This window comes from Nissabacter archeti (assembly GCF_018257325.1).
Lineage (GTDB): Bacteria > Pseudomonadota > Gammaproteobacteria > Enterobacterales > Enterobacteriaceae > Chimaeribacter > Chimaeribacter arupi.
In genome coordinates this window covers 201135-227697 of sequence record NZ_JAERKB010000003.1, presented here as the reverse complement: position 1 = coordinate 227697, position 26563 = coordinate 201135, and the positions used below count along the sequence as shown (strand labels likewise).

Below are 26563 nucleotides of genomic sequence, written 5' to 3'. Positions count from 1 at the left end.
GCGCACGGCATTGTTGCCGCGTGCCCCACTGTACATCGGACGTTTCAACAGGATTTATTTACCGGAGTGTCAATGAAGGACGCGGAGCTCATCAAACGCAAGAACGACCATCTGGATATTGTGCTGCATCCGGCGCGCGCGGTAAGCCGCGTCCGCACCGGGTTTGAGCGCTGGCGCTTTGAACACTGTGCCCTGCCGGAACTGGATCTGGATCGTATCGATCTGCGCACCTCGCTCTTTGGCCGCCCGTTAAACGCCCCGCTGCTGATAAGCTCCATGACCGGCGGGGCCAACCGCGCCCGCAGTATTAACCGCCACCTGGCGGAAGCCGCGCAGGCGTTGGGGCTGGCAATGGGGGTCGGTTCCCAGCGGGTGGCGCTGGAGGGCAACAGCAATGTCGGGCTGACGCGCGAACTGCGTGATATCGCGCCGGACATTCCCCTGCTGGCGAACCTGGGCGCGGCACAGATTATTGGCCGCGACGGCCTGGATTTTGCGCGGCGCGCCGTAGAGATGATAGATGCCGATGCGCTGATCGTGCATCTCAACCCCTTGCAGGAAGCGTTGCAGAGTGGCGGTGACCGCGACTGGCGCGGCGTGCTGGCGGCCATCGCCCAGGTGGTGGCAGCCTTGCCGGTGCCGGTGGTGATCAAGGAGGTCGGTGCCGGGCTGTCGGCCCCGGTGGCGCAGCGGCTGGCGGAAGTGGGCGTGACCATGCTGGATGTGGCCGGGGCGGGCGGCACCAGCTGGGCGGCGGTGGAAGGCGAACGCGCCGCCACCCCCCAGGCGCGCGCCGTGGCCATGGCCTTTGCCGACTGGGGCATCCCGACCGCTGAGGCGCTGCGCGGGCTGCGCCAACAGCTCCCGGAGATGCCGCTGATCGCCTCCGGTGGCATCACCGACGGCATTGATGCGGCCAAGGCACTGCGCCTCGGTGCCGATCTGGTGGGCCAGGCGGCGGCGGTACTCGGCAGTGCGACAGCCTCAACGGAGGCGGTCACCGCCCATTTCCAGACGATTATCGACCAATTGCGGGTGGTCTGTTTCTGCACCGGCAGCGCCAACCTCACCGCGCTGAAAGCCGCGCCGTTGCTGAGCGCGGAGGCCACGGCATGAGCCACTATGCCGTGGTGGCCCCGCCGCTCTACAGCCATGTCCGGGCGTTACAGGCCCTTGCGCAGGCGCTTATGGCCCGCGGCCACCGGATCACCTTTATCCAGCAAGCCGATGCCGCCGGCCTGCTCAATGACCCGCGCATCGCCTTCCACCCGGTCGGCGCAGACAGCCATCCGCCCGGCAGCCTGGCCCATACCCTGCGGCTGGCGGCCAACCCGGCCGGGCCGGCAATTCTCCGCCTGATCAAAGACATGGCTGCCTCGACTGACATGCTCTGCCGGACGCTTCCCGCCGCCTTCCACCAGCTGGCGGTGGATGGCGTGATTGCCGACCAGATGGAGCCGGCCGGGGGGCTGGTGGCAGAGGCGCTGGGGCTGCCGTTTGTCTCGGTCGCCTGTGCGTTGCCGCTCAACCGTGAGCCGGGCCTGCCGCTGCCGGTGATGCCGTTTGATTACGCGACCGATGAGCGCGCGCTGACGCTGTACACCTCAAGCCAGAAAATTTATGACTGGATGATGCGCAGCCACGGGCGGGTGCTGGCACGCCACGCCCGGGCCTTTGGCCTGCCGCCACGCCACGGGTTGCATGAGTGCCTCTCGCCGCTGGCGCAAATCAGCCAGACGTTACCGGCGCTGGATTTCCCCCGGCAGGCGCTGCCGCCCGGCTTTCACGCCGTCGGGCCGCTGCGTGCGCCGGCGACGGCTGCGCCGTCTGAACACACCTGGCCGGCAGACCCGGCCCGGCCGCTGGTTTATGCTTCCCTCGGCACCCTGCAAGGGCATCGCTACGGCCTGTTCCGCACGCTGGCCCGCGCCTGCCGCAGCCTGGATGCGCAACTGCTGGTGGCACATTGCGGCGGCCTGACGCCTGCGCAGGCCGACAGCCTCTACGCCTGTGGTGCCACCCATGTTACCGATTTTGCCGACCAACCGGCCGTGCTGCGCCAGGCACAGGCGGTGATCACCCACGGTGGCCTGAATACGGTGATGGATGCCGTCAGCAGCGGGACGCCGATCCTCGCTGTCCCGATTGCCTTTGACCAGCCGGGCGTGGCGGCACGGGTGGTGTACCACGGCATTGGCCGCCGGGTGTCGCGCTTTGCCTGCCGCTTTACCCTGGCCGATAACCTGCACCTGTTGCTGAAAGAGCCGGGTTACCGGCAGCAGATGGCCCCGCTGAGCGCCCAGATCCAGCAGGCCGGAGGGGCCTTGCGGGCCGCCGCGATTGTCGAGCAGGCATTGTATGCCCGGCAGCCGGTGCTGGCGGAGGCCGTGTCGTGAGCAGTCCCTATGACCTGATTCTGGTAGGCGGTGGGCTGGCAAATGGGCTGATTGCCCTGCGCCTGCGCCAGTGCCAGCCGCACCTCAACGTACTGGTGATTGAATCTGCCCCGCATCCCGGCGGCAACCATACCTGGTCATTCCATCAGGATGACCTCACAGACGCCCAGCATGAGTGGGTCGCGCCGCTGGTGGCGCACCGCTGGCAGGGTTATGACGTCCGCTTTCCTCAGCTTACCCGCACCCTGCCGGGCGGTTACCTGAGCGTGACCTCAGATCGCTTTGCTGCCGTGCTGACCCAACAATTGGGCGGACGGTTGCTCACCGGCACCAACGTTGCCGGGCTGACGCCCACCGAAGTGCAACTGGAAAACGGGCTGACCCTGCACGCCGGGGCGGTGATTGACGGCCGCGGTTACCAGCCCGGCCCGCATCTGGCGGTCGGCTTTCAGGCCTTTTTAGGCCAGCAGTGGCAGTTGTCACGCCCGCATGGGCTGGTACGCCCGATACTGATGGATGCCACCGTTGACCAGCAGGACGGGTACCGTTTCGTCTACACCCTGCCGCTCTCCGCCGACACGCTGTTGATTGAGGATACCCATTACCTTGACCAGGCGGCGCTGGCCCCGGCCCAGGCGCGGCAGAACATCACTGACTATGCCGCGGCACAGGGTTGGGCGTTACAGACGCTGCAACGCGAGGAACAGGGCAACCTGCCGATTACGCTGGCCGGCCACCCGGTCGCCTTCTGGCGGCAGCACCAGGGCCAGCCCTGTAGCGGGCTGCGCGCCGGGCTGTTCCATGCCACAACCGGCTATTCCCTGCCGCAGGCGGTGGCGCTGGCAGACCTGATTGCCGCCCAGCCTGCGTTGACGCACGGCCCGCTGTTTACGCTGATTCACCGTTATGCCGCCCGGCAGTGGCAGCGGCAGCGCTTTTTCCGCCTGCTTAACCGTATGCTGTTTCTGGCAGGACGCCCGACGCAGCGCTGGCAGGTTATGCAACGTTTTTATGGCCTGGGTGAAGGCCTGATTGCCCGGTTTTATGCCGGACGCCTGACCCCGGCCGATATGGCACGGATCCTGACGGGCAAACCACCGGTGCCGGTGGGGGAAGCCCTGAAAGCCGTGCTGAAACACACTCCCCGGCTGCGAGCTTTTTGATGAATCGAACAATAGTAATTGGTGCCGGTTTCGGCGGCCTTGCCCTTGCCATCCGCTTACAGGCGGCGGGGGTTCCCACGCGGCTGCTTGAACAGCGCGACAAACCCGGCGGCCGCGCCTATGTCTACGAAGATCAGGGGTTTAAATTTGATGCCGGCCCGACGGTCATCACCGACCCAAGCGCCATTGAGGAGCTGTTTACCCTGGCCGGTAAACGCATGGCGGATTATGTTGACCTGATGCCGGTCACGCCGTTTTACCGCCTGTGCTGGGAATCCGGCCGGGTATTTGATTATGACAACGATCAGGCGAGCCTGGAGCGCCAGATCCAACAATTCAACCCGCAGGATGTCGAGGGTTACCGGCGTTTCCTCGACTACTCCCGTGCGGTGTTTAAAGAGGGCTACCTGAAGCTCGGGGCCGTGCCGTTCCTCTCTTTCCGCGACATGCTGCGCGCCGGGCCGCAACTGGCGCGCCTGCAGGCATGGCGCAGCGTGTATGACGTGGTGTCACGGTTCATTAAAGATGACTATTTGCGGCAGGCATTCTCTTTCCATTCGCTGCTGGTGGGCGGCAACCCCTTCGCCACCTCGTCGATTTATACGCTGATCCACGCCCTGGAGCGCGAATGGGGCGTCTGGTTTGCGCGCGGCGGCACCGGCGCGCTGGTGCAGGGGCTGGTGCGGTTGTTTGAGGATTTGGGCGGCGAGATCGCACTGAACGCGAAGGTCAGCCACATGGAAACCACCGGCGCACGCATCAGCAGCGTGCACCTGGCGGATGGCCGCCACTTTGACACCCCGGCGGTGGCCTCCAATGCCGATGTGGTGCACACCTACGGCACGCTGCTCGGCCACCTCCCGGCAGGCGCGGCACGGGCCGGGGCGCTGAAACGCAAACGCATGAGCAACTCGCTGTTTGTGCTCTACTTTGGCCTGAACAAACAGCATACCCAGCTCGCGCACCACACCGTCTGTTTTGGCCCCCGCTACCGGGAGCTGATTGAGGATATTTTCAACCGTGACACGCTGTCGGAGGATTTCTCGCTTTACCTCCACGCCCCCTGCGTGACCGACCCGTCGCTCGCCCCGCCCGGCTGCGGCAGCTATTACGTGCTGGCCCCGGTGCCGCACCTCGGCACCGCCGATCTTGACTGGACGGTCGAGGGGCCCCGCCTGCGCGACCGTATCTTCGCGTATCTGGAACAGCACTATATGCCGGGGCTGCGCGAGCAACTGGTCACGCACCGGATGTTCACCCCGTTCGATTTCCGGGATGAACTGGGCGCGCATCTGGGTTCCGCCTTCTCCATCGAGCCGTTGCTGACCCAGAGCGCGTGGTTCCGGCCGCACAACCGTGATGACCGCATCCCGAACCTTTATCTGGTGGGCGCGGGTACCCACCCTGGTGCCGGGGTGCCGGGGGTGATCGGCTCCGCCAAAGCCACGGCGGGCCTGATGCTGGAGGATCTGGCACCATGAATCAACCGCTGTTGAACCATGCGACCCAAACGATGGCGGTCGGCTCCAAGAGTTTTGCCACCGCCTCCAAACTGTTCGATGCCGGTACCCGGCGCAGCGCGCTGATGCTCTACGCCTGGTGCCGCCATTGTGACGATGTGATTGATGACCAGACGCTGGGGTTTGCCTCGCCCGGTGCCGCCCCTGACAGCCCCGAACAGCGGCTGGCGATGCTCAAAACCCTGACCCGCCGCGCTTATGCGGGGGTCACGATGGAAGACCCGGCGTTTGCGGCGTTTCAGGAAGTGGCGCTGGCCCATGCGATCCCGCAGCAACAGGCGTTTGATCATCTGGAAGGGTTCGCGATGGATGTACGCGGCGAGCGCTATGAGACCTTTCACGATACGCTGCGTTACTGCTACCACGTCGCGGGTGTGGTGGGGCTGATGATGGCGCGGGTGATGGGCGTGCGTGACGAGGTGGTGCTGGATCGCGCCTGCGATCTCGGGCTGGCATTCCAGCTGACCAACATCGCGCGCGACATTGTGGAAGATGCGCAGGTTGGCCGTTGTTACCTGCCTGCTGACTGGCTGGCAGCGGCGGGTATCGACCCGGCAAAGGTCGCTGACCCGGCGCACCGGGCGGCCCTGGTGCCGCTGGCGTCACGGCTGGTGGCTGAGGCAGAACCCTATTACGCCTCGGCGCGCGCTGGGCTGGCCGGGTTGCCGTTACGTTCCGCCTGGGCGATTGCTACCGCCCGCGGTGTCTACCGGGAGATTGGGGTGAAAGTGGATCGCGCCGGTGAGCGCGCCTGGGACCGCCGGCAAGGCACCAGCAAACTGGAGAAGCTCGGCCTGCTGGTTGCCGGTGCCGGGCTGGCTATTCGTTCCCGCGTGGCCGCGCGCCCGGCCGCCCGTCCTTCCGGCCTTTGGCAACGTCCACGTTAGCGCGGTTTTTTTGTTCACGCAGTATCGCCTGTAATTTGGCCACCGGCGGCGCATACAGGAACCCAAAGGAGACACAGCCCTCGCGCCCCCGCACCGCATGATGCAGCCGGTGCGCCAGATATAAGCGTTTCAGGTAACCGCGCCGTGGGATGTAACGGAACGGCCAGCGCTGGTGCACCAGCCCATCATGGACGATGAAATAGAGCAGCCCGTACAGCGTCATACCCGCCCCTATCCACTGCAACGGCCAATACCCTGCCGTACCCAGTGCGATCAGCACAATCGCCAGCACCGCAAACAGCACCGCATAAAGATCATTCAATTCAAACCAGGACGTATGCGGCGCATGGTGCGAATGGTGCCAGCCCCACCCCCAGCCGTGCATGATGTACTTATGTGACAATGCCGCAATGATTTCCATCGCCGCCACCGTTAACAACACAATTCCGGTATTCCAAAGCACAAGCATACATTCTCCTGGGTGTTTCCCGCTCCTGGGTGTTTCCGGCAGCCGGAAAATCTCCTGTGGTTCCAACAGGATTGGCGAGGGAAAGTATAGCAGTGTTAGCAACAAGGGGACGGCAGAGGGGAAACAGAGAGAGCGTAAACCAGACGAAGAAAGCAGAGAAGCCGGGAAGCGCGCGGTTCAGGCGCAGGACTAAATGGTACGCCCTACAGGGCTCGGCCCTGTGACCTACGGCTTAGAATGTTCTGACAACTTTAATTTTTATCGATTTCTTTTTACATAATGCTTTTTTTATATCTCTATGTTGAGACCGTTTTTTGGGGAAAAGCCATGCAGGGTTGATTTTGATCATTTTAGACAAGCTCATAATCTTTAGCGTTATAAACCTAACCAATTATTTACGAAAACTATATTTAACTTCAAAATTAAAACAAAACGAATAATTAAGAAAATCTTTAATAAAACTTCCTGGCAAACAGGAGAACGGTTCCTTTTATATTTTCCCACCTAAGCCATTATCAAATAACGAAATTTATAAAAAACCAACACAACACAAAGAAAAAACCCCTCTTAATAATCACTGATGAGTGTTTTTTAATTGACGATACTCAAGAATTAATTAACCCTTGAAAACCTGAATCAATTTGAATTGACTGCGTTATAGCCACACGTCTTTAACATTAAGTGAAAGAGTATTTTTATAGCCTCCTAAGAAAAAAATTCATTTAGGATTGTAAAAAACGTTAGCAACTCTCGCCCAATAATTTACAAGATTGTGAAAAATAAAGTGTTAAAGAACCGCCGCTTAGTTTAAAAATCACATGTAGTTAGGTTAAAGATAATGACTAAAACAGTTAACAATTCTGCATTAAAAAAGACCGGCACTATTAACCTCAATGGCTGAAAAATGCGGGGCTTAATGCTGGGAAGTTTTCTTCTTTCTCGTTTTGAAAAATATTACTTCTGACTGTAGCGCCCATGCTGCCAGGCCAGTTAACAAACGTAAAGTAGGATTACATGAATAAGTTATTGTTACTCTCTTTTTTATCAGGCATATCATTCTTCTGCTCAGCACAAGCACCGGGTTTTTTAAAGGAATTATCGCCTGATAGCGGAATTATCCTGCCACCTCCCCCACCTATTAAAAGCAAAGCTTTTCTCTCAGATGTCGATAGCTATGAAGAGGGCATAAAATCAAAGGGTTCCATGAGGTGGAATCAAGCGGTATCTGATGCAGATATGTCGCTAGAAAACTTAGAGGAAATATTTTCCAGGCCCTTGTCAAAAAAAATCTCCTCTACATCAACGCCAGCCGTTTCTAAAATCATAGACTTAATAAGATATGATGCAGGGTTTTATTCTACAAAAAGTGCAAAGCTAAAATACAAGCGAGAAAGACCCTTTACTTATTTCAAGCATCACTCTTGCACTCCAGATAAAGATAAAGAGCTGGCAATGAATGGTTCGTATCCATCAGGTCATGCAGCTGCTGGCTGGGCTATTGCTTTAGTATTAGCAGAAATTAAACCCTCAAATAAAGAAGAGATCATAAAACAGGGTTATGAGTATGGCCAGAGCAGAGTGATATGTGGCGTGCATTGGCAGTCAGATGTTATTGCCGGAAGGTTAATGGGCGCAGTGCTTGTTTCAACGTTACATTCGAATAAGGAGTTTGAGGAAGCATTAGAAAAAGCTAAAAAGGAAGTTGAAAATGAGATGTAAAATCGCAATAATTTTATTACCTCTCATTTTTTACGGCCTAAGCCACGGAAATAAAAACAGCCTTCTTTATAACAATGAACTTGGTAATTTATGTTGGCCCACTCAGGCTTCTTATGAGAATGGTAAAAAAATAATATCTGATTATAAAAATAAGAGAATCATTTTTGAAAACGAAGCGGGTAGGCTTAATTTACTATCGTTATCACTACATGGTTCTCATTCAATACGCTATGTAGAAGGAATTGGATATTTAATTGATGATACCGAAGGACACAGACTCATCAAGCTAGATAATTTGGAAAATCCTAATCCAGTTTATCTTGATAAGATAAATAATTATCCTTTAACCCGGCCACATGACATCCTCGACGGCAAAGATGGTTACGCTTACGTCATTGATGAGAATAGACTTTTTAGAATCAGCGATTTTAGCGGGAAAGGCGAAGCGTTTAAAATAGACAAAAGCCATTTTGGATATGTAAGGTCATTGTCACTTATAGATGGGAAGATTAATATAATAAGTGCCTCAATGGGAATGGTTATAAGGATCGATGACTTCAAAAATGGGAAATTTACTACATTTAAAACCAAATCGCATAAACAAGATGATAATGCCGGCGCATATGAAAGAACAGGGCCTATACTCAATAGCGTTATAAAATTAGGGAGTTATTATTATGGCAGCAATTATTTCACTAAAAGCTATGCTGGAAACAGTGATCCTAATCCATATCGATTGATAAGATGGAAAACCTGGAATGATTTTAAAGAAGGTGATTTTGAAGATCTAAGCCATTTACTTGAATTAAATCAAGTTCCCTATTTTTTATCGACCCATCAAGGTAAATTGCTTATAACGTCGTTTAACCATGAGAAACGTTGTGAGGGAGATAAGGTTTTCTCTTTCCAGCCCTGATCAGACATCTTACTGAAAAGAGTGAGGATGAATTAATCATGAACTAAAATGGACATCTCACTATCAAAATTTAGAATGTTTTATGTGCCCGATATTTTTCATCCGGATTACATTTTATCGGTCGTTGTATGATTCTGATGGACATCAGTAAACGTCAAGATATAAGTAGTGCAAGAAGGTAACTGGTTGACGACCGTTTTTAGGTGCTGCTGAATGTTTGCAGGGGGGACTAAATGGTACGCCCTACAGGGCTCGAACCTGTGACCTACGGCTTAGAAGGCCGTTGCTCTATCCAACTGAGCTAAGGGCGCATGGGGGATGCGGCTGCCGGTGCGCGGCAGTGGGCTCGAATTATACGCACCCGTCCCGGTGAGTCAACGAAATCACACCGGAAACCCGTCAGGCGCCGAATCCATGTACAACTCAACAAGATATGGTTGCGTTCGCCCTGCGGTTCGCATCCGGCGGCGGCATTTTATCTCGACACAGCGCCTGACAGCACGCCCGGCTTCTGACAAAATAGAGCCATTCCCCTGCATAATTACTTTTGATGGACTCTCCCACTGATGGCAGCAACAATTATTGACGGTAAAACGATTGCGCAGCAGGTTCGAAGCGAAGTTGCAGCGCGTGTGAAACAGCGTCTGGCGGACGGAAAACGTGCGCCGGGGCTGGCGGTCGTGCTGGTGGGTGAAAACCCCGCCTCGCAAATTTATGTCGGCAGCAAGCGCCGCGCCTGCGAAGAGGTGGGCTTCCTCTCCCGCTCCTACGATCTGCCGGTTACCACCTCTGAGGCTGAGCTGCTGGCACTGATCGATACACTGAATAATGACGGCGATATCGACGGCATCCTGGTTCAGTTACCGCTGCCGGCCGGTATCGATAACGTAAAAGTGCTCGAGCGCATCCATCCGGACAAAGACGTGGACGGCTTCCACCCGTATAACGTCGGCCGCCTCTGCCAGCGTGCGCCGAAGCTGCGCCCCTGCACCCCGCGCGGCATCGTGACGCTGCTGGAGCGTTATGACATCGACACCTTCGGCCTGAATGCCGTGGTGGTCGGGGCGTCCAATATCGTTGGCCGTCCGATGAGCATGGAGCTGTTGCTGGCGGGCTGCACCACTACGGTGACCCACCGTTTCACCAAAAACCTGCGCCACCATGTGGAAAATGCCGATCTGCTGGTGGTGGCGGTCGGCAAGCCGAATTTCATTCCAGGTGACTGGATCAAACCGGGTGCGATCGTCATAGATGTCGGCATCAACCGGCTGGAGAGCGGTAAAGTGGTCGGCGACGTCGATTTTGAGGCCGCGTCTGAGCGCGCCTCCTTTATTACCCCGGTGCCGGGCGGTGTCGGGCCGATGACGGTGGCGACGCTGATTCAAAATACCTTGCAGGCCTGCGAGGAATACCACGACAATAACGCCGGTTAAGCCTTATGCGGCCGCCCCTGTGGCGGCGCACTCATGCACTCTCTGCGCGCCAGGCGCGTTAAGTCAGGAACACGATGGACATTTTTAATCTCGACAATCACCCGCACGTTGAACTGTGCGATCTGCTGAAATTCCAGGGCTGGTGCGAAAGCGGCGCCGCGGCAAAAGCGGTGATCGCCGATGGGCTGGTAAAAGTAAACGGCCAGGTAGAAACCCGCAAACGCTGCAAAATTTTGGCAGATCAGCAGGTTGAGTTTGACGGCGCGACCGTGGTGGTCAAACCCTGACCCCGTGGTGGCAGCCATAAAAAAGGCGACGCTTCTGCGTCGCCTTTTTTGTGCTGATTTTTTGCTAATCGTTGCGGCTATTTACGGCGCCAGCTGGTGCCTTGCGGGCCATCTTCCAGAATGATGCCGAGTGCGTTGAGCTGGTCACGGGCGGAGTCCGCCATGGCCCAGTCTTTCGCGGCACGCGCGTCATTACGCTGTTTGATCAGCGCCTCAATCTGCGCCACATCGCCTTCGTCTGCCTGCGCCCCACTCTGGAGGAACTGCTCCGGCTCTTGTGCCAGCAAGCCCAGCACGCCCGCCAGGTGGCGCAGCTCTGCCGCCAGCCCATTGGCTGCCGCCATGTCTTCCGCTTTCAGGCGGTTTACTTCACGCGCCATATCAAACAGCACTGAATAGGCTTCCGGCGTGTTGAAGTCATCATCCATTGCCTCACGGAAACGGGTAACGAAAGCCTCGCCCCCGGCCGGGGCGGCAGCGGTATCGGTGCCGCGCAAGGCGGTGTAGAGACGCTCCAGCGAAGTACGCGCCTGTTTCAGGTTCTCTTCGCTGTAATTGAGCTGGCTGCGGTAGTGGCCGGACATCAGGAAGTAGCGCACGGTTTCGGCGTCGTAGTAGGCCAGCACATCGCGCACGGTAAAGAAGTTGTTCAGCGATTTGGACATCTTCTCGCGATCCACCATCACCATGCCGGAGTGCATCCAGTAATTCACGTACGGGCCGTCATGGGCGCAGGTGGACTGGGCGATCTCGTTCTCATGGTGCGGGAACATCAGGTCGGAGCCGCCGCCGTGGATGTCGAAGTGGTGGCCAAGCTGTTTGCTGTTCATTGCTGAACACTCAATGTGCCAGCCAGGGCGCCCTTCGCCCCACGGCGATGGCCAGCTCGGTTCGCCCGGCTTGGACATTTTCCACAGCACGAAGTCCATCGGGTTGCGTTTTACTTCCGCCACTTCCACCCGCGCGCCCGCCTGCAACTGCTCCAGATCCTGGCGCGACAGCAGGCCGTAGTCCGGGTCGCTGTCTACGGCGAACATCACATCCCCGTTGGCAGCCACATAGGCGTGGTCACGCGCGATAAGCTCCGTCACCAGCTCGATGATGTCGGCGATATGGCGGGTGGCGCGCGGCTCTTCATCCGGCGGCAGGATCTTCAGCGCGTCGAAATCGGCATGCATTTCGGCGATCATCCGCGTGGTCAGCGCTTCGCTGCTTTCGCCGTTCTCATTGGCGCGTTTGATGATTTTGTCATCAATGTCGGTGATGTTACGCACATACTTCAGGCGATAGCCGCTGTAACGCAGGTAACGCGCCACCACGTCGAAAGCGACGAACGTACGGCCGTGGCCGATGTGACAGAGGTCGTAAACGGTGATGCCACACACGTACATGCCGACGCTTCCGGCATGGATAGGTTTGAATTCCTCTTTTTGGCGACTCAGGGTGTTATAAATTTTCAGCATCAGGTCATTCCATGGTTTACATGTGTGGATGGCAATCTAAAAGAAGGTGAAAAAATCCGCCGGGATCCTCACCGAAAGGCGTATTGAACCTTGAACGTCCGGTGTTTGCAACATCCGGCCGGTTTCCCTTGCCTAAGCATATCAGCAAACATGCTAATCCTCCCGCTGCTGACGCCCGCCGCCGGTTTATGTTATAAAAGCCCTCTATTGTGCGGGCCGCCCCGCGGCGCACACCTTCAATCAAGCAGGATGAACTATTATGGTTACTTTTCACACTAATCACGGTGACATCGTCATCAATACCTTTGCAGACAAAGCGCCGGCAACCGTTGAAAACTTCCTGAACTACTGCCGTAAAGGGTTCTACGACAACACCATTTTCCACCGCGTGATCAATGGTTTCATGGTTCAGGGCGGCGGCTTTGAGCCGGGCATGAAGCAGAAAGCCACTGACGCACCGATCAATAACGAAGCCAACAACGGCCTGAAAAACACCCGCGGCACCCTGGCAATGGCGCGCACCAACGATCCGCACTCCGCGACTGCCCAGTTCTTCATCAACGTGGTAGACAACGACTTCCTGAACTTCCGCGGTGAAAACGCGCAGGGCTGGGGCTACTGTGTGTTCGCTGAAGTGGTGGAAGGCCTGGACGTGGTTGACAAGATCAAAGCTGTGCCGACCGGCCGCAGCGGTATGCACCAGGATGTGCCGAAAGAAGATGTGGTGATCACCCGCGTTACCGTCAGCGAGTAAGGTTAGCCCTGCGGCATGACCACACTTTTTATCGCTGATTTGCATCTGAGCGTACAGGAACCGGCAATTACTGCCGGTTTTCTGCGTTTTCTGGCCGGTGAAGCGCGGCGGGCGGAGGCGCTGTATATCCTGGGCGACCTGTTCGAAGCCTGGATCGGCGACGACGACCCGCAGCCGCTGCACGCGGAGATTGCCGCCGCGTTGAAGGCGCTGGCCGACCGCGGCGTGCCCTGCTACTTCATCCACGGCAACCGGGATTTCCTGCTCGGAAAGCGCTTTGCCCGCGCCAGCGGCATGACGTTGCTGCCGGAAGAACAGGTACTGACGCTGTATGGCCGCCGGGTGCTGATTATGCACGGCGACACCCTCTGCACGGACGATGAAGGCTACCAACGCTTCCGTAAAAAAGTGCGTAACCCACTGATTAAGAGAATGTTCCTCGCCCTGCCGTTACGCCTGCGGCTGAAGATTGCCGGGAAGATGCGCGCTGACAGCCAACAGGCTAACCAGCTGAAATCGATGGCGATCATGGACGTCAACCCGCAGGCCGTCTCAGACACGATGCGCCGCCATCAGGTGCACTGGTTAATCCACGGCCACACCCATCGCCCGGCAATTCATACCCTTGCCCTGCCGGACGGCGAGGCGCACCGCGCGGTGCTGGGGGCCTGGCATCAGGAAGGTTCGATGGTCACCGTCGGCCCGCAGGGTATTGATCTGGTGACGTTCCCGTTCTGAATCAGACCGGCACGCCGCTGTGGAAGCGGAACTGCTCATCCGGGGCCATGATCAGTTCAGCTTCAATCCTTCCGAATTCCTCGACCCGGTCACCGATATCTTTCCCGGCATATTGCTGTGCCAGTGACAGGTAATCCTGATAGTGGCGCGCTTCAGAGCGCAGCAACGACAGGTAGAAACGCCGCAGCTCCTGATCCAGATGCGGGGCAATCGCCGCAAAACGCTCACAGGATCGCGCCTCGATATAGGCACCAATGATCAGCCTGTCCACCAGCAACCCCAGCTCATCCTGATGGCGCACATGCTTCAACAGCCCATTGGCGTAGCGTGACGGCGACAACACGCTGTAGGCCACATTGCGCCGGGTCATAATTTCCACCACCTGCTCGAAGTGGTGCAACTCCTCACGCGCCAACCGCGCCGCACAGATCAACAGCTCAGTGCGGTCGAGGTAGCGGGTCATCAGCGACATCGCCGAGGCCGCCGCTTTCTTTTCGCAGTTGGCGTGGTCGATCAACAAAATATCCTGCTGCGTCAACGCTACATCGATCCAGCGGGCCGGCGTGGTGCAGTGCAGAAAGGCGTGAATCGGGGCCAGAAGGGCATCAGTCATAACGTATTGTCCTGCTTAATGGTTTTGTGGCGATTATACAAATTACCCCTGGCTTTCCCAGCCTCCGGCCGCGACGCAACCGTTTTCCTTGCGGATTTGCCATGCTATTATTTGCGCCCTCTCCGCCAGATACAACCGCTCTGGCGACGCCAGTCTATTCACAGGAGCACTACAGGCATGTCATCCAACCTTTCCCCGGCAAATGTCGCCCTCGTCATGGGGTCCAAGAGTGACTGGGCTACCATGCAGTTTGCCGCTGAAATCCTCACCTCGCTGAATGTCGCGTTCCACGTTGAGGTGGTGTCTGCCCACCGCACGCCGGACAAACTGTTCAGCTTCGCTGAGCAGGCCGCTGCCAATGGGTTTGACGTGATTATCGCCGGTGCGGGCGGCGCGGCGCATCTGCCGGGTATGCTGGCCGCAAAAACGCTGGTGCCGGTGCTGGGTGTGCCGGTGCAGAGCGCGGCCCTGAGCGGCGTGGACAGCCTCTACTCTATCGTGCAGATGCCGCGCGGCATCCCGGTCGGCACGTTGGCGATCGGCAAAGCCGGGGCCGCCAATGCCGCCCTGCTGGCCGCGCAGATCCTGGCCCTGCATGATGCGGAACTGGCGTCGCGCCTGGCCGCCTGGCGTCAGGCACAGACTGATGAGGTGCTGAATAACCCTGACCCGCGGGAGGACGCATGAAGCCGGTTTGCGTACTGGGCAACGGCCAGCTGGGCCGGATGCTGCGTCAGGCCGGGGAGCCGCTCGGCATTGCGGTCTACCCGGTAGGGCTGGACGCCGAGCCGGAAGCGGTGCCGTTCCGCCAGAGCGTGATCACCGCGGAGATTGAGCGCTGGCCGGAAACCGCCCTCACCCGCGAGCTGGCCGGTCACCCGGCTTTTGTTAACCGGGACATTTTTCCGCGCCTGGCCGATCGCCTGACACAGAAGCAATTGCTGGACCAGCTCGGCCTGGCGACGGCACCGTGGCAACTGCTGGCGTCTGCCGACGAGTGGCCGCAGGTGTTTGCCTCGCTGGGCGAACTGGCGATCGTCAAACGCCGCGTCGGCGGTTATGACGGCCGCGGCCAATGGCGGCTGCGCGCGGATGAGGCGCACACCCTGCCGGAAGAGTGCTACGGCGAGTGCATTGTCGAGCAGGGGATCAACTTTTCCGGGGAAGTGTCACTGGTGGGCGCGCGCGCGCATGACGGCAGCATGGTGTTCTACCCGTTAACGCATAACCTGCATCAGGAAGGCATTTTGCGTACCAGCGTGGCACTGCCGACGCCGGATATCGCGCTGCAACAGCAGGCCGAGTCGATGCTCTCTGCCATCATGCAGGAACTGGGCTATGTGGGCGTGATGGCGATGGAGTGCTTCGTGGTGGCAGGCGGGTTGCTGATCAACGAACTGGCACCACGCGTTCACAACAGCGGCCACTGGACGCAAAACGGCGCGTCGATCAGTCAGTTCGAATTGCACCTGCGGGCGATCCTCAACCTGCCGCTGCCGGTGCCGGTGGTGAGTGCGCCGTCGGTGATGGTGAACCTGATCGGCACAGGCGTGAACATCGACTGGCTCAGCCTGCCGCTGGTCAACCTGCACTGGTATGAGAAAGAGGTGCGGCCGGGCCGTAAGGTCGGCCACCTTAACCTCAGTGACCCGAGCTGGGAACTGATCAAACAGACGCTGAGCGATCTGGTGCCGATGCTGCCGCCTGAGTACCAGAGCGGCATTGAATGGGCGCAGAGTAAGCTGTAACGGTTCGCGCCCCGGCATCTTCTGCCGCCTGGCAGGGGGCCGGGGCGCGGTTTTCATCCTGGCGTTTACCTTCTCTTTTACCCTTCTTTTTTACCCCTCATAGTGCCTGAACAGCGCCCGGCCCCGCAGTAACCGCACGCCCAGCCAGCCGCCGCACAGTGACAGCAGCAGCGCACTCAGCAACGGCAACAGCCACCAGAGCATGAAATCCGGTTCCCACGGGAAATCGAAGACCTGCGTCTGCAACAGCCACAGTGCCGCTTCTGCGCCCACTGCCGCCGCGACGCCCGCCACCAGCCCCAGCACCGTGAACTCGCACCAGAGCGTGCCGCGCAGCAGCCGTTTGCCCGCGCCCAGCGTGCGGTAAACCACCAGTTCCTGTCGCCGCTGGCGCATCCCGACCTGAATCTGTGCCAGCAACAGCAGGGTGCCGCACACCATCACCAGCACCACCATCACTTCCAGCGCCCGGCTCACCTGGGACAGCACCTGCCCGACCTGCTTGAGGATCGCGCCGATGTCGAGCAGGCTCAGGGTCGGGAACTGGCGGTTAAGCTGGGTCAGCATCCGGCTGTCGCCCTGGTAGCGGAAGCTGGTGAGCCAGGTCTGCGGCTGCTCGTCCAGCGCGCCCGGCGGGAAGATAAAGTAAAAATTGGGGCGCAGGCTCTCCCAGTCCACTTTGCGCACGCTGCTGATGGTGGCGGAGAAGTCCTGCGTGTCGCCGCTGAAGGTGACGCGGTCGCCCAGCGTCAGCCCCAGCCGGTCTGCCACCCCCTGTTCAATCGAGACTTCCCCCGCTTTCGGCGGCCACTGCCCGGCCACCAGCGGGTTGTGCGCCGGTAATTCTTTCTGCCAGGTCAGGTTCAGCTCACGGCTCACCGCCTCGCCGCCCGGATCGCTCTCTTTCACCCGTTCGGTAGCGATCTCGTCGTTGATTTTGGTCAGCCGTACCCGCACCACCGGGTAGAAGGTTGAAGGCTGCACCTGATGCTGTTGCAGGAAGGCCGTCACCGGCGGCACCTGATCCTCCGTCATGTTCAGCAGGAAGAAGTTGGGGCTTTCCGGCGGCAGTTGCTGTTGCCAGCGATCCAGCAGATCGCCGCGCATCACCAGCAACAGCGCCAGCAACATAAATGACATGGAAAACGCCGCGAGCTGGCTCAGCGTCACCCACGGCTGGCGCAGCAGGCGGTTCACCGCCAGCCGCAGCGCCAGTTGCCGCACCGTAAGGCGCTTCAGCAGCAACAGCCCGCCCCAGCCGATCACGCCCAGCAGCAGCGCCAGCACCAGGATGCCCGCCAGCAGCGACCAGAGCAGCCGGCTGCCGCCCACCAGCCACGCCAGCAGGCCGACCACCACCAACAGAATGGCAGGCAGGTAATACTTCAGCGGCCAGACATTGGACACCGCATCCCGCCGGAGCACCCGCAATGGCTGGGTCGCCAGCAGTTGGCGGTAAGGGCGCAGGCCGACCAGCAGGGAGATCATCACCAGCGCGCCCAATGCCCAGAGCCACGGCCAGCCGCCTGCCGCCGGCAGTTGCGCAGGCAGAACCGGGGCCAGCGCGCGCATCAATCCCCATTCGAACAGTTTGCCGATGGCGCTGCCCGCCACGGCCGCCAGCAGCAGCACCGAGAGCCACTGGCCGATAATCAGTTTCTGCAAGGCACGCCGCCCGGCGCCCAGGGTTTTCAGCACGGCGATCAGGTCATAACGGCTGCGGCAGTAGTGGCTCATCGCCACCGCCACTGCGGCCACTGACAGCAGCAGCGTCAGCAACGCCGACAGCAACAGGAATTGCTGGGAGCGTTGCAGGGATTTGCTCAGCGCGCCCTCGGACTCCTCCAGCCCGTACCAGCGCTGGTCAGGTTTGAGTTGCGGCTTCAGGGTGTCGCCGTAGCGCGCCAGCGCGTCCGGGTTACCGGCAAACAGGTAGCGGTAAGTCAGGCGGCTGCCCGGCTGGATCGCGCCGGTTTTCGCCGCATCGCTGATGTGCATGATAAGCCGGGGGGCCATCTGGAACGGGTTAAACCCGGCGTCCGGCTCCTGTACCACGATGCCGGCAATGCGCAGCGTGGCGTCACCGACATCGAGCGCGTCACCGACTTTTTTATCCAGCAGCGCCAGCAGGCGCGGCGCGACCAGCACCTCGCCGGGCGTCACCCGCTGCCCCGGCGGGTCAGTCTGCAACGTGCCGTAGAGCGGGTAGGCGTTATCCGTGGCTTTCACCGAGGCGAGTTGCGGCCTGTCCCCGGCGTAGGTCATGGTCATGAACGTCATCTGCTGGCTGACCGTCAGCCCCTGCCGGCGCGCCTCCAGCAACCAGCCCTCCGGCACCGGGTGGGCGCTGCGCAGCACCCGGTCAGCCGCCAGGAAATCGCGGCTCTGCTGGCTCAGCCCCTTTTCCATCCGGTCGCTGATGGTGCCGAGCGACAGCACACACGCCACCGCCAGCGTCAGCGCCAGCCAGACAATCAACAGCGAGGGCGCGCGCCACTCGCGCCAGAACCAGCGCCAGATCATGCTTCCTCCTGCAATTTGCCGTCACGCAGCCGCAGGCGGCGCTGGCAGCGGGCCGCCAGTTGCGCATCGTGGGTCACCAGGATAAGTGTGGTGGCGTAGTCGCGGTTCAGGGAGAACAGCAGATCGGCAATGCGGTCGCCGGTCTGGCGGTCGAGGTTGCCGGTCGGCTCATCGGCAAACAGCACTTTCGGGTGGCCGATAAAGGCCCGCGCCAGCGCCACCCGCTGCTGTTCACCGCCCGAGAGCTGCGCCGGCAGGTGGGTCAGACGCTGCCCCAGCCCCAGCTGCTCCAGCAACTGGCCCGCCTGTTCGCGGCTTTTGGCGTCGCTGTCGCCCCGCAGCAGCGCCGGAAGCTGCACGTTCTCCAGCGCGTTCAGCGTCGGCACCAGCATGAAGGACTGGAACACAAACCCGACATTCTGCGCCCGCAGTGCGGCCCGCCCCTCTTCATCCAGCGCGGGCAGGGAGTGCCCCAGCAGCCGCACGTCGCCTTCGCTGCCGTCATCCAGCCCGGCGAGGATCCCAAGCAGCGTGGATTTACCGGAACCGGACTCGCCAATCAATGCCAGGGTCTGCGCGGGTTTGACAAGCAGGTCAACTCCGGTAAGGATGGAAAGCCTGTGCTCACCCTGACCGACGTGTTTACTAAGATGATGAACTTCAAGAACGTTTTCCGCTGGCATCTTCCCTTCCTTTTGCTGTTGGGATTATTCAGTGTACGGGCAGCCGCTGCCGATACCCTGTTGATTTTAGGCGATAGTTTAAGCGCCGGTTACCGCATTCCCCTTGAGAACGCCTGGCCGTCACTGCTGGCGGACAAGTGGCAGGACTCGCCCGGCGCACCCAGGGTGGTGAACGCCAGCATCAGCGGCGACACCGCCACCCAGGGGCTGGCGCGCCTGCCCGCCCTGCTGAAAAAACACCAGCCGCGCTGGGTGTTGATTGAATTGGGCGCGAATGACGGCCTGCGCGGCTTTGCGCCGCAAGACATTCAGCAAACCCTGAGTAAGATTATTACCCTGGTGAAACAGGCGGACGCCCAGCCGTTGCTGATGCAGATCCGCTTGCCCCCCAACTACGGGCGCCGTTACGGCGATGCGTTTTACGCTATCTACCCGGCACTGGCAGCGCAGTACAACGTGCCGCTGCTGCCGTTTTTCATGGAACAGGTCGCGATCAAACCACAATGGATGCAGGAAGATGGCCTCCACCCCAACCGGGATGCCCAGCCGTTTATTGCCGGCTGGATGGCTGAGCGCCTGAATCCTTTAGTAAATCATGCGTCTTGAAAAATAGGGCCCTTTAACAGGTAAAGTTATGCAAAAAGCGGTACTGATTACCGGCTGCTCCAGCGGCATCGGCCTGATTGCCGCCCAGGCGCTGCGCAACCACGGTTACCGGGTGCTGGCCGCCTGCCGTAAAGAAGAGGATGTCGACAACCTGCGCCAGCTAGGGTTTGAGAGCCTGGCGCTGGACCTGGATGACCCGGCCTGCGTTGATCGCGCGGCCGATGAGGTGATCGCGCTGACCGGCAACCGGCTGTATGGCCTGTTCAATAACGCCGGGTTCGGCGTGTACGGCCCGCTCAACACCCTGAGCCGCAGCCAGCTCGAGGGGCAGTTCGCCAGCAACCTGTTCGGCGTCCACCAGCTGACCATGCGCCTGCTGCCGGCGATGCTGCCGCACGGCGAGGGGCGCATCATCCAGACCAGTTCGGTGATGGGGCTGGTCAGCACGCCCGGCCGCGGCGCCTATGCCGCCAGCAAATACGCGCTTGAGGCGTGGTCTGACACCCTGCGCATGGAGCTGCACGGCACCGGCATTCAGGTCAGCCTGATTGAACCCGGCCCGCTGAGTACCCGCTTCACCCAGAACGTCAACCAGTCACAGCACGATAAGCCGGTCAAAAATCCGGGCATTGCCGCACGTTTCACCCTGCCGCCGGAGGCGGTATTGCCCAAATTGCGCCATGCTTTAGAGAGTCCGTCGGCCCGCCTGCGCTACCCGGTGACCTTAGTGGCCCACGCGCTCGGCCTCCTGCGCCGGGTGCTGCCGGGCCGGGTGCTGGATATGTTGCTGCGCGGCGGCGGCGGGTAAATCAATCGGACCGGGGGGTTGAAGCGCCACAGGCCGCCCCCATCTACCGTTAAAACGGATGAGAGAGAATGCCATGCTAGCACAAGCCACAGTTGTAGAGATTACCGAAGCCAACCTGCACCAGACGCTGGAACAGTCGATGACTGTGCCGGTGCTGTTCTATTTCTGGTCTGAGCGCAGCCCGCATTGCCAGGAGCTCACCCCGCTGCTCGACCGGCTGGCCGCCGACTACGCCGGGCAGTTTGTGCTGGCGAAAGTGGATTGTGACGCACAACAGATGGTCGCTTCCCAGTTCGGCCTGCGCGCTATCCCCACGGTCTACCTGTTTAAAGAGGGCCAGCCGGTAGACGGTTTCCAGGGGCCGCAGCCGGAGGAGGCGGTACGCGCCCTGCTGGAAAAAGTGCTGCCGAAACCGGAAGAGCTGAAAGCCGCCGAAGGGGCGGAGCTGATGCAGGAAGGGCGTTACAATGAGGCGCTGCCGCTGCTGAAAGAGGCCTGGCAGCTCAGCAACCAGAACAGCGAGATCGGCTTCCTGCTGGCGGAAACCCAGTTGCAGCTGAACCGCAGTGACGAGGCCGAAGCGGTGCTGGCGGTGGTGCCGTTGCAGGACCGTGACACCCGTTATCAGGGGCTGGTGGCGCAGATCGAACTGCTGAAGCAGGCGGCTGACACCCCGGAGATTCAGCAACTGCAACAGCAGATGGCTGACGCCCCGGAAGACGCCGAGCTGGCGCTGAAACTTTCGCTGCAACTGCACCAGGTCGGGCGCAATGAAGAGGCGCTGGAGCTGCTGATGGGCTTCCTGAAAAAAGACCTGGCGGCAGCCAACGGCGGCGCGCGTAAAACGCTGATGGACATCCTCGCGGCGCTGGGCACCGGTGATGCGCTGGCGGCGAAATACCGTCGTCAGCTCTATTCACTGCTTTACTGATTCCGCCCCGTCCCATCATCCGCGGAGCCGGCTGTTCCGGCCGGCTCCCTGCCCTGTTCTCACCCTTCTTATACACTTTTTCTGTTTTTTTCCGCCGTGAACACGGGGCGCTTGCCCGTGCCTGACGGCAGGTTCATGATCCGCCGGCTAAGGCGAAAGGGTTTCGCCGGTGTTCCCCCGGGCTGACTGACAGGAGTGTGACTATGTTTACCGTAATTCCGATTATTGTGGTGCTGGCGCTGGTGATTGTGTTTGCCGGGGTCAAAACGGTGCCGCAGGGCTACCAGTGGACGGTGGAACGGTTCGGCCGCTACACCAAAACGCTGATGCCGGGCCTGAACCTGTTGGTGCCGTTTATGGATCGCATCGGGCGTAAAATCAACATGATGGAGCAGGTGCTGGATATCCCTTCGCAGGAAATCATCTCGCGTGATAACGCCAACGTCTCGATTGACGCGGTCTGCTTTATCCAGGTGATCGACCCGGCGCGCGCCGCCTATGAGGTGAGCAACCTGGAGCTGGCCATCGTGAACCTGACGATGACCAACATCCGTACGGTGCTCGGCTCCATGGAGCTGGACGAGATGCTGTCGCAGCGTGACAACATCAATACCCGGCTGTTGCAGATTGTGGATGAGGCGACCAACCCGTGGGGCATCAAAATCACCCGCATTGAAATCCGCGATGTCCGCCCGCCGGCTGAACTGATTGACTCCATGAACGCGCAGATGAAGGCAGAACGTACCAAACGCGCCTATATTCTGGAGGCGGAAGGGGTACGGCAGGCAGCGATCCTGCGCGCCGAGGGGGACAAGCAGTCCCAGATCCTGAAAGCGGAAGGGGAGCGCCAGTCAGCATTCTTACAGGCTGAGGCGCGCGAACGGGCGGCGCTGGCGGAAGCACAGGCCACCCAACTGGTCTCTGAGGCGATCGCTGCCGGGAATATCCAGGCGATCAACTATTTTGTCGCACAGAAATACACCGACGCGCTGCAACAGATCGGCTCGGCGCCTAACAGCAAAGTGATCATGATGCCGGTGGATGCCACCAGCCTGATGGGATCGATTGGCGGTATTGCGGAATTACTGGGCGAAACCAAAGGAAAATAACGATGTGGCAGACGCTGGTGATTCATCCCCATTGGTTCTGGCTGTCGCTGGGCGGCCTGCTGCTGGTGGCGGAGATGCTGGGGGCCGGCGGTTATCTGCTCTGGAGCGGCATGGCCGCCATGCTGACCGGGCTGCTGGTGTGGATTATCCCGGTGGGCTGGGAGATGCAGGCGCTGATTTTCGCCCTGCTGACCCTGGTGGCGGCGGTAAGCTGGTGGTACTGGCTCTCCCGCCGTACGGCCTCCCGCCCTGCCCGGCCGCTTAACCGGCGCGGCGAACAGCTGATCGGCACCCGTGCTACGCTGCATACGCCGCTGGAGAATGGGTATGGCCGCATCACCATCGGTGACAGCAGCTGGCGGATGCACTGCGCCCAGCCGTTACAGCCGGGTGATGACGTCGAAGTGGTGGCGGTCGAGGGCATTACGCTTGAAGTGCGCCGCGTGCCGCCACGCTGATCGCTACGCTTGAGGGGCCGCGGGGCGGCAGCAGCCGGGCGCGCTATCGTTGCCGATCAGGGTGTCAATAATCGGGCAGCTCGCCCCGGCATCGCCAGGGCACTGCGCCGCCAGATCCAGCAGCCGCGCCTGCATTTTCTGCAACTCGTCAATGTGCCGCCCAATCTCGGCGGCCTTTTCCAGCGTCCGCGCTTTGACATCCGCACTGTGGCGATCCGGGTTATGGAACAGCGCCAGCAGTTCCCGGCACTCATCCAGCGTGAACCCGACCTGCCGTGCCTGCCGCAGCAACGTCAGCTCCTCGATATGTTTTACACTGTAACTGCGGTAGCCGTTCTCACTGCGCGCCGGCAGGGTGACCAGCCCTTTCTCTTCGTAGAAACGGATGGCCTTGCTGGTCAGGCCGGTTTTTTTCGCCACGTCACTGATGTTCATCTTGCTGCCCCTTGACCTTCCTGTTACTGGAAGGTTTATTCTGTCACAAGTCGGCATACCCGTACACTTATCATACCGGCCCGGTGGCCGGTGAGAGGAGGAGATTATGACCACCACTACCCTGCTCGCCCTGAACGGGCTGAGCTGCCAGCACTGCGTGAAGCGCGTGCAAAGCACGCTGGATGCGCTGCCGGACGTCACGGCGGCCGATGTCGGGCTGCATTATGCGCGTGTCAGCGGCACGGCCCCGGCCGGGCAGCTGATCCAGAGCATCGAACAGGCCGGGTATCACGCCACGCTGGCTGACCAGGCTGACACTGAGCTCACCCTCAGCGGGCTGAGCTGCGGCCACTGTATCGGGGCGGTGCAAAAAGCGTTAAGTGCCGTGCCGGGCGTGGAGATGGCAGAGGTGACGCTGGATCGCGCGCGGGTGTTTGGCGAGGCCGACCCGGCAGTGCTGATTGCCGCAGTGACGGAGGCCGGTTATCACGCAGCGGAGAGCAGCCACCCAAAAACTGAGCCGCTGCCCGATGCAGCACCCTCCCTGCCGGAACCCACGGCGGCGGCTCAGAACAGGGTTCCGGCCCCGGCCGCCCCGCTGGCTGATGCGCCGCAGGCGGCAGACACACACAGCTACCCTCTGCTTATCAGCGGCATGAGCTGTGCCAGCTGTGTCAGTAAAGTCCATCAGGCCCTGCAACAGGTGCCGGGCGTGGAGCAGGCGCGGGTAAACCTCGCCGATCGCAGTGCGCTGGTCACCGGTAAGCCGGACCAGGCGGCGTTAATCGCTGCCGTGGCCGCGGCCGGGTATGGCGCGGAAATTATCGAAGATGATACCGAACGGCGCGAACGCCAGCAGCAGACCAGCCGTGCCGCATTCCGGCGGTTCAGCTGGCAGGCGGCGCTGGCGCTGGCTGTGGGCATTCCGCTGATGGCCTGGGGGCTGTTCGGCGGCACGATGTCGGTCACCGCGCAGAACCAGAGCAACTGGCTGATGGTCGGGGTGCTGACGCTGGCCGTGATGTGCATCGCCGGCGGGCATTTCTACCGTAACGCCTGGCTGAGCCTGACCCACCGCAGCGCCACCATGGATACGCTGATCGCGCTGGGCACCGGCGCGGCCTGGATCTACTCAATGATCGTCAACCTGTGGCCGCAGCATTTCCCGCCGCAGGCGCGCCATCTCTATTACGAAGCCAGCGTGATGATCATCGGCCTGATTAACCTCGGCCATGCCCTCGAACAACGTGCGCGCCAGCGATCCTCCCAGGCGCTGGAGCGGCTGCTGGACTTGACCCCGCCCACCGCACGGGTCGTGGACGATCAGGGCGAACGCACGCTGCCGCTGGCGGAGGTACAGCCCGGAATGGCGCTGCGGCTGACCACCGGTGACCGGGTTCCGGTAGACGGTGACATCGTGCGCGGCGAAGCCTGGGTAGACGAAGCCATGCTGACCGGGGAGCCGGTGGCGCAACACAAAGCCGCGGGCGCACGCCTGCATGCCGGGACGCAAGTCACTGACGGCAGCGTGGTGTTCCGCGCGGATGCCGTCGGCAACCAGACCACGCTGGCGCGCATTATCCGGCTGGTGCGGCAGGCGCAGAGCAGCAAACCGGAAATCGGCCAGCTGGCGGATAAGATCTCGGCAGTATTTGTGCCGGTGGTGGTGCTGATTGCCCTGTTCAGCGCGCTGCTCTGGTACCTGTTCGGCCCTGCCCCGCAGGGCATCTATATGCTGGTGGTCGCGACCACCGTGCTGATCATCGCCTGCCCCTGTGCGCTCGGGCTGGCGACGCCGATGTCGATTATCGCCGGGGTCGGCCGCGCGGCGGAACTGGGCGTGTTGATCCGTGATGCGGACGCCCTGCAAAAAGCCAGCACCCTCGACACGCTGGTGTTCGACAAGACCGGCACCCTGACGCAGGGGCAGCCCACCCTCACCGACATTGAGACGGTAAACGGCATCGCTGATGCTCAGGCGCTGCGCTGGGCAGCCGCACTGGAGCAGGGGTCCCATCACCCGCTGGCGCAGGCGATCCTGGCACGCGCCGGTGAGCAGTCCCTGCCGGAGGCAACAGATTTCCGCACGCTGGGCGGGCTGGGGCTGCAAGGCACAGTGGAAGGCCATGCGCTGTTGCTTGGCAACCCGGCATTGATGGCGCAGCAACAGGTGGACATCACCGCGCTGGAGGCCGCCCTGCAACAGCACACCACGCAGGGTGCCACGCCGGTGCTGCTGGCGGTGGACGGAAAAGCGACCGCCTTGTTTGCGCTGCGCGACCCGCTGCGGGCCGACAGCCCGCAGGCGCTGCAACGCCTGCACCAGCAAGGCTACCGGCTGGTGATGCTGACCGGGGATAACCCGCACACTGCGGCGGCCATTGCGCGCGAAGCCGGGATTGATCAGGTGATCGCCGGGGTGCTGCCGGACGGCAAAGCTGACGCCATCCTGCGCCTGCAACAGGCGGGCCACCGGGTGGCGATGGTGGGTGACGGCATCAATGACGCCCCGGCGCTGGCGCAGGCGGAGGTCGGCATCGCGATGGGCTGCGGCAGTGACGTGGCGATAGAGTCCGCCGCAGTGACCCTGATGCGCCCGTCGCTGGCCGGCGTGGCTGACGCGATTGAACTCTCCCGCGCCACGCTGCGCAATATGAAGCAGAACCTGTTGGGTGCGTTTATCTATAACAGCCTCGGGATCCCGGTGGCGGCCGGGGTGCTCTACCCGTTCACCGGCGCGCTGCTCAGCCCGGTGATTGCCGGGGCGGCGATGGCGCTCTCGTCCATTACCGTGGTGGCCAACGCCAACCGGCTGCTGCGTTTCACCCCCAAAACCTCACCCTCTGAACCTTCTGCCCGGCAGAAATAGCGGTTCCGGCCGGGCGCCCTGCCCGGCCGGCCTGC

At 60.6% G+C, this 26563-nt stretch carries 25 protein-coding genes and 1 tRNA gene; 19 read left to right on the top strand and 7 right to left on the bottom strand.

Features of this window, described 5'->3' with window-relative positions:
• Positions 1–72 precede the first annotated feature (72 nt).
• Genes fni through crtB form a run of 5 tightly spaced genes read left to right on the top strand, consistent with a single transcriptional unit; the run spans position 73 to position 5966 of the window.
• Entirely contained in the window at positions 73–1116 is a 1044-nt protein-coding gene (gene fni, locus JK232_RS05465; protein ID WP_072926386.1) for a type 2 isopentenyl-diphosphate Delta-isomerase, read from the top strand.
• On the top strand, positions 1113–2396 hold the full coding sequence (locus JK232_RS05460) for a glycosyltransferase (protein ID WP_212588916.1): 1284 nt from the start codon (positions 1113–1115) through the stop codon (positions 2394–2396). The genes fni and JK232_RS05460 overlap by 4 nt, the downstream gene beginning before the upstream one ends.
• A complete protein-coding gene (gene crtY / locus JK232_RS05455) occupies positions 2393–3559 on the top strand; it encodes a lycopene beta-cyclase CrtY (protein WP_212588915.1) in 1167 nt (388 codons plus the stop codon). The genes JK232_RS05460 and crtY overlap by 4 nt, the downstream gene beginning before the upstream one ends.
• Positions 3559–5040 carry a phytoene desaturase gene (locus JK232_RS05450; RefSeq protein WP_101827872.1) on the top strand — a complete coding sequence of 494 codons (1482 nt, stop codon included), beginning with the start codon at positions 3559–3561 and terminating at the stop codon, positions 5038–5040. Before crtY ends, JK232_RS05450 begins: the two co-directional genes overlap by 1 nt.
• The gene (crtB, locus tag JK232_RS05445; RefSeq protein WP_212588914.1) at positions 5037–5966 is read left to right on the top strand and encodes a 15-cis-phytoene synthase CrtB; all 930 of its coding nucleotides are present in this window, start codon (positions 5037–5039) and stop codon (positions 5964–5966) included. Before JK232_RS05450 ends, crtB begins: the two co-directional genes overlap by 4 nt.
• Here crtB and JK232_RS05440 read toward each other — a convergent pair.
• Positions 5899–6435, bottom strand: a complete 537-nt coding sequence (locus JK232_RS05440; protein WP_072926394.1) for a sterol desaturase family protein — start codon at positions 6433–6435, stop codon at positions 5899–5901. The two genes, crtB and JK232_RS05440, sit on opposite strands and share 68 nt — an antisense overlap.
• Positions 6436–7449: 1014 nt before the next feature.
• Between JK232_RS05440 and JK232_RS05435 the strand changes: the two genes are divergently transcribed.
• Together JK232_RS05435 and JK232_RS05430 are read left to right on the top strand one after the other, a co-directional pair.
• On the top strand, positions 7450–8154 hold the full coding sequence (locus JK232_RS05435) for an acid phosphatase (protein WP_212588913.1): 705 nt from the start codon (positions 7450–7452) through the stop codon (positions 8152–8154).
• Complete coding sequence (locus JK232_RS05430; protein WP_212588912.1) at positions 8144–9070, top strand: hypothetical protein; 927 nt, start codon at positions 8144–8146, stop codon at positions 9068–9070. The genes JK232_RS05435 and JK232_RS05430 overlap by 11 nt, the downstream gene beginning before the upstream one ends.
• A gap of 234 nt (positions 9071–9304) precedes the next feature.
• Here the strand turns inward: JK232_RS05430 and JK232_RS05425 are convergent.
• Positions 9305–9381: transfer RNA gene (locus JK232_RS05425), tRNA-Arg, on the bottom strand.
• A gap of 255 nt (positions 9382–9636) precedes the next feature.
• Here JK232_RS05425 and folD point away from each other — a divergent pair.
• A complete protein-coding gene (folD, locus tag JK232_RS05420; protein ID WP_212588911.1) occupies positions 9637–10503 on the top strand; it encodes a bifunctional methylenetetrahydrofolate dehydrogenase/methenyltetrahydrofolate cyclohydrolase FolD in 867 nt (288 codons plus the stop codon).
• Between the two features lie 74 nt (positions 10504–10577).
• Positions 10578–10790 carry a ribosome-associated protein YbcJ gene (ybcJ, locus tag JK232_RS05415; RefSeq protein WP_072926402.1) on the top strand — a complete coding sequence of 71 codons (213 nt, stop codon included), beginning with the start codon at positions 10578–10580 and terminating at the stop codon, positions 10788–10790.
• A gap of 77 nt (positions 10791–10867) precedes the next feature.
• Here the strand turns inward: ybcJ and cysS are convergent, their stop codons facing one another.
• Entirely contained in the window at positions 10868–12253 is a 1386-nt protein-coding gene (gene cysS / locus JK232_RS05410) for a cysteine--tRNA ligase (protein ID WP_212588910.1), read from the bottom strand.
• A 259-nt stretch (positions 12254–12512) separates the two neighbouring features.
• Between cysS and ppiB the strand changes: the two genes are divergently transcribed.
• Both ppiB and lpxH read left to right on the top strand, forming a co-directional pair.
• Complete coding sequence (gene ppiB, locus JK232_RS05405; protein WP_072926405.1) at positions 12513–13007, top strand: peptidylprolyl isomerase B; 495 nt, start codon at positions 12513–12515, stop codon at positions 13005–13007.
• A gap of 15 nt (positions 13008–13022) precedes the next feature.
• Positions 13023–13745 (top strand): UDP-2,3-diacylglucosamine diphosphatase, encoded by a 723-nt coding sequence (lpxH, locus tag JK232_RS05400; protein WP_101857576.1) that lies wholly within the window; start codon positions 13023–13025, stop codon positions 13743–13745.
• Position 13746: 1 nt separating this feature from the next.
• Here lpxH and JK232_RS05395 read toward each other — a convergent pair whose 3' ends face one another.
• Entirely contained in the window at positions 13747–14358 is a 612-nt protein-coding gene (locus JK232_RS05395; RefSeq protein ID WP_072926408.1) for a MiaE family protein, read from the bottom strand.
• Positions 14359–14535: 177 nt separating this feature from the next.
• On the opposite strand from JK232_RS05395, the gene purE reads away from it, so the two are divergent.
• A complete protein-coding gene (gene purE / locus JK232_RS05390; protein WP_072926410.1) occupies positions 14536–15045 on the top strand; it encodes a 5-(carboxyamino)imidazole ribonucleotide mutase in 510 nt (169 codons plus the stop codon).
• Positions 15042–16106, top strand: a complete 1065-nt coding sequence (purK, locus tag JK232_RS05385) for a 5-(carboxyamino)imidazole ribonucleotide synthase (protein ID WP_212588909.1) — start codon at positions 15042–15044, stop codon at positions 16104–16106. The genes purE and purK overlap by 4 nt, the downstream gene beginning before the upstream one ends.
• 90 nt (positions 16107–16196) lie before the next feature.
• On the opposite strand, the gene ybbP is transcribed toward purK, so the two are convergent.
• Positions 16197–18629 carry a putative ABC transporter permease subunit YbbP gene (gene ybbP / locus JK232_RS05380; protein ID WP_212588908.1) on the bottom strand — a complete coding sequence of 811 codons (2433 nt, stop codon included), beginning with the start codon at positions 18627–18629 and terminating at the stop codon, positions 16197–16199.
• Positions 18626–19312 (bottom strand): putative ABC transporter ATP-binding protein YbbA, encoded by a 687-nt coding sequence (gene ybbA / locus JK232_RS05375; protein WP_072926415.1) that lies wholly within the window; start codon positions 19310–19312, stop codon positions 18626–18628. The genes ybbP and ybbA overlap by 4 nt, the downstream gene beginning before the upstream one ends.
• On the opposite strand from ybbA, the gene tesA reads away from it, so the two are divergent.
• From tesA to JK232_RS05350, 5 genes are all read left to right on the top strand, one after another.
• Positions 19283–19918 (top strand): multifunctional acyl-CoA thioesterase I/protease I/lysophospholipase L1, encoded by a 636-nt coding sequence (gene tesA, locus JK232_RS05370; RefSeq protein ID WP_165698446.1) that lies wholly within the window; start codon positions 19283–19285, stop codon positions 19916–19918. The genes ybbA and tesA overlap by 30 nt on opposite strands.
• A 28-nt stretch (positions 19919–19946) precedes the next feature.
• Positions 19947–20726 (top strand): SDR family oxidoreductase, encoded by a 780-nt coding sequence (locus tag JK232_RS05365; RefSeq protein WP_072926424.1) that lies wholly within the window; start codon positions 19947–19949, stop codon positions 20724–20726.
• A gap of 73 nt (positions 20727–20799) precedes the next feature.
• Entirely contained in the window at positions 20800–21657 is an 858-nt protein-coding gene (locus JK232_RS05360; RefSeq protein ID WP_072926426.1) for a co-chaperone YbbN, read from the top strand.
• A 203-nt stretch (positions 21658–21860) separates the two neighbouring features.
• On the top strand, positions 21861–22766 hold the full coding sequence (locus JK232_RS05355) for an SPFH domain-containing protein (protein ID WP_072926428.1): 906 nt from the start codon (positions 21861–21863) through the stop codon (positions 22764–22766).
• Between the two features lie 2 nt (positions 22767–22768).
• A complete protein-coding gene (locus JK232_RS05350) occupies positions 22769–23224 on the top strand; it encodes an NfeD family protein (RefSeq protein ID WP_212588907.1) in 456 nt (151 codons plus the stop codon).
• A 3-nt stretch (positions 23225–23227) separates the two neighbouring features.
• Here the strand turns inward: JK232_RS05350 and cueR are convergent, their stop codons facing one another.
• On the bottom strand, positions 23228–23659 hold the full coding sequence (gene cueR, locus JK232_RS05345) for a Cu(I)-responsive transcriptional regulator (RefSeq protein WP_072926431.1): 432 nt from the start codon (positions 23657–23659) through the stop codon (positions 23228–23230).
• Between the two features lie 106 nt (positions 23660–23765).
• Here cueR and copA point away from each other — a divergent pair, with 106 nt between their 5' ends.
• Entirely contained in the window at positions 23766–26528 is a 2763-nt protein-coding gene (copA, locus tag JK232_RS05340) for a copper-exporting P-type ATPase CopA (protein WP_212588906.1), read from the top strand.
• Positions 26529–26563: the final 35 nt, after the last annotated feature.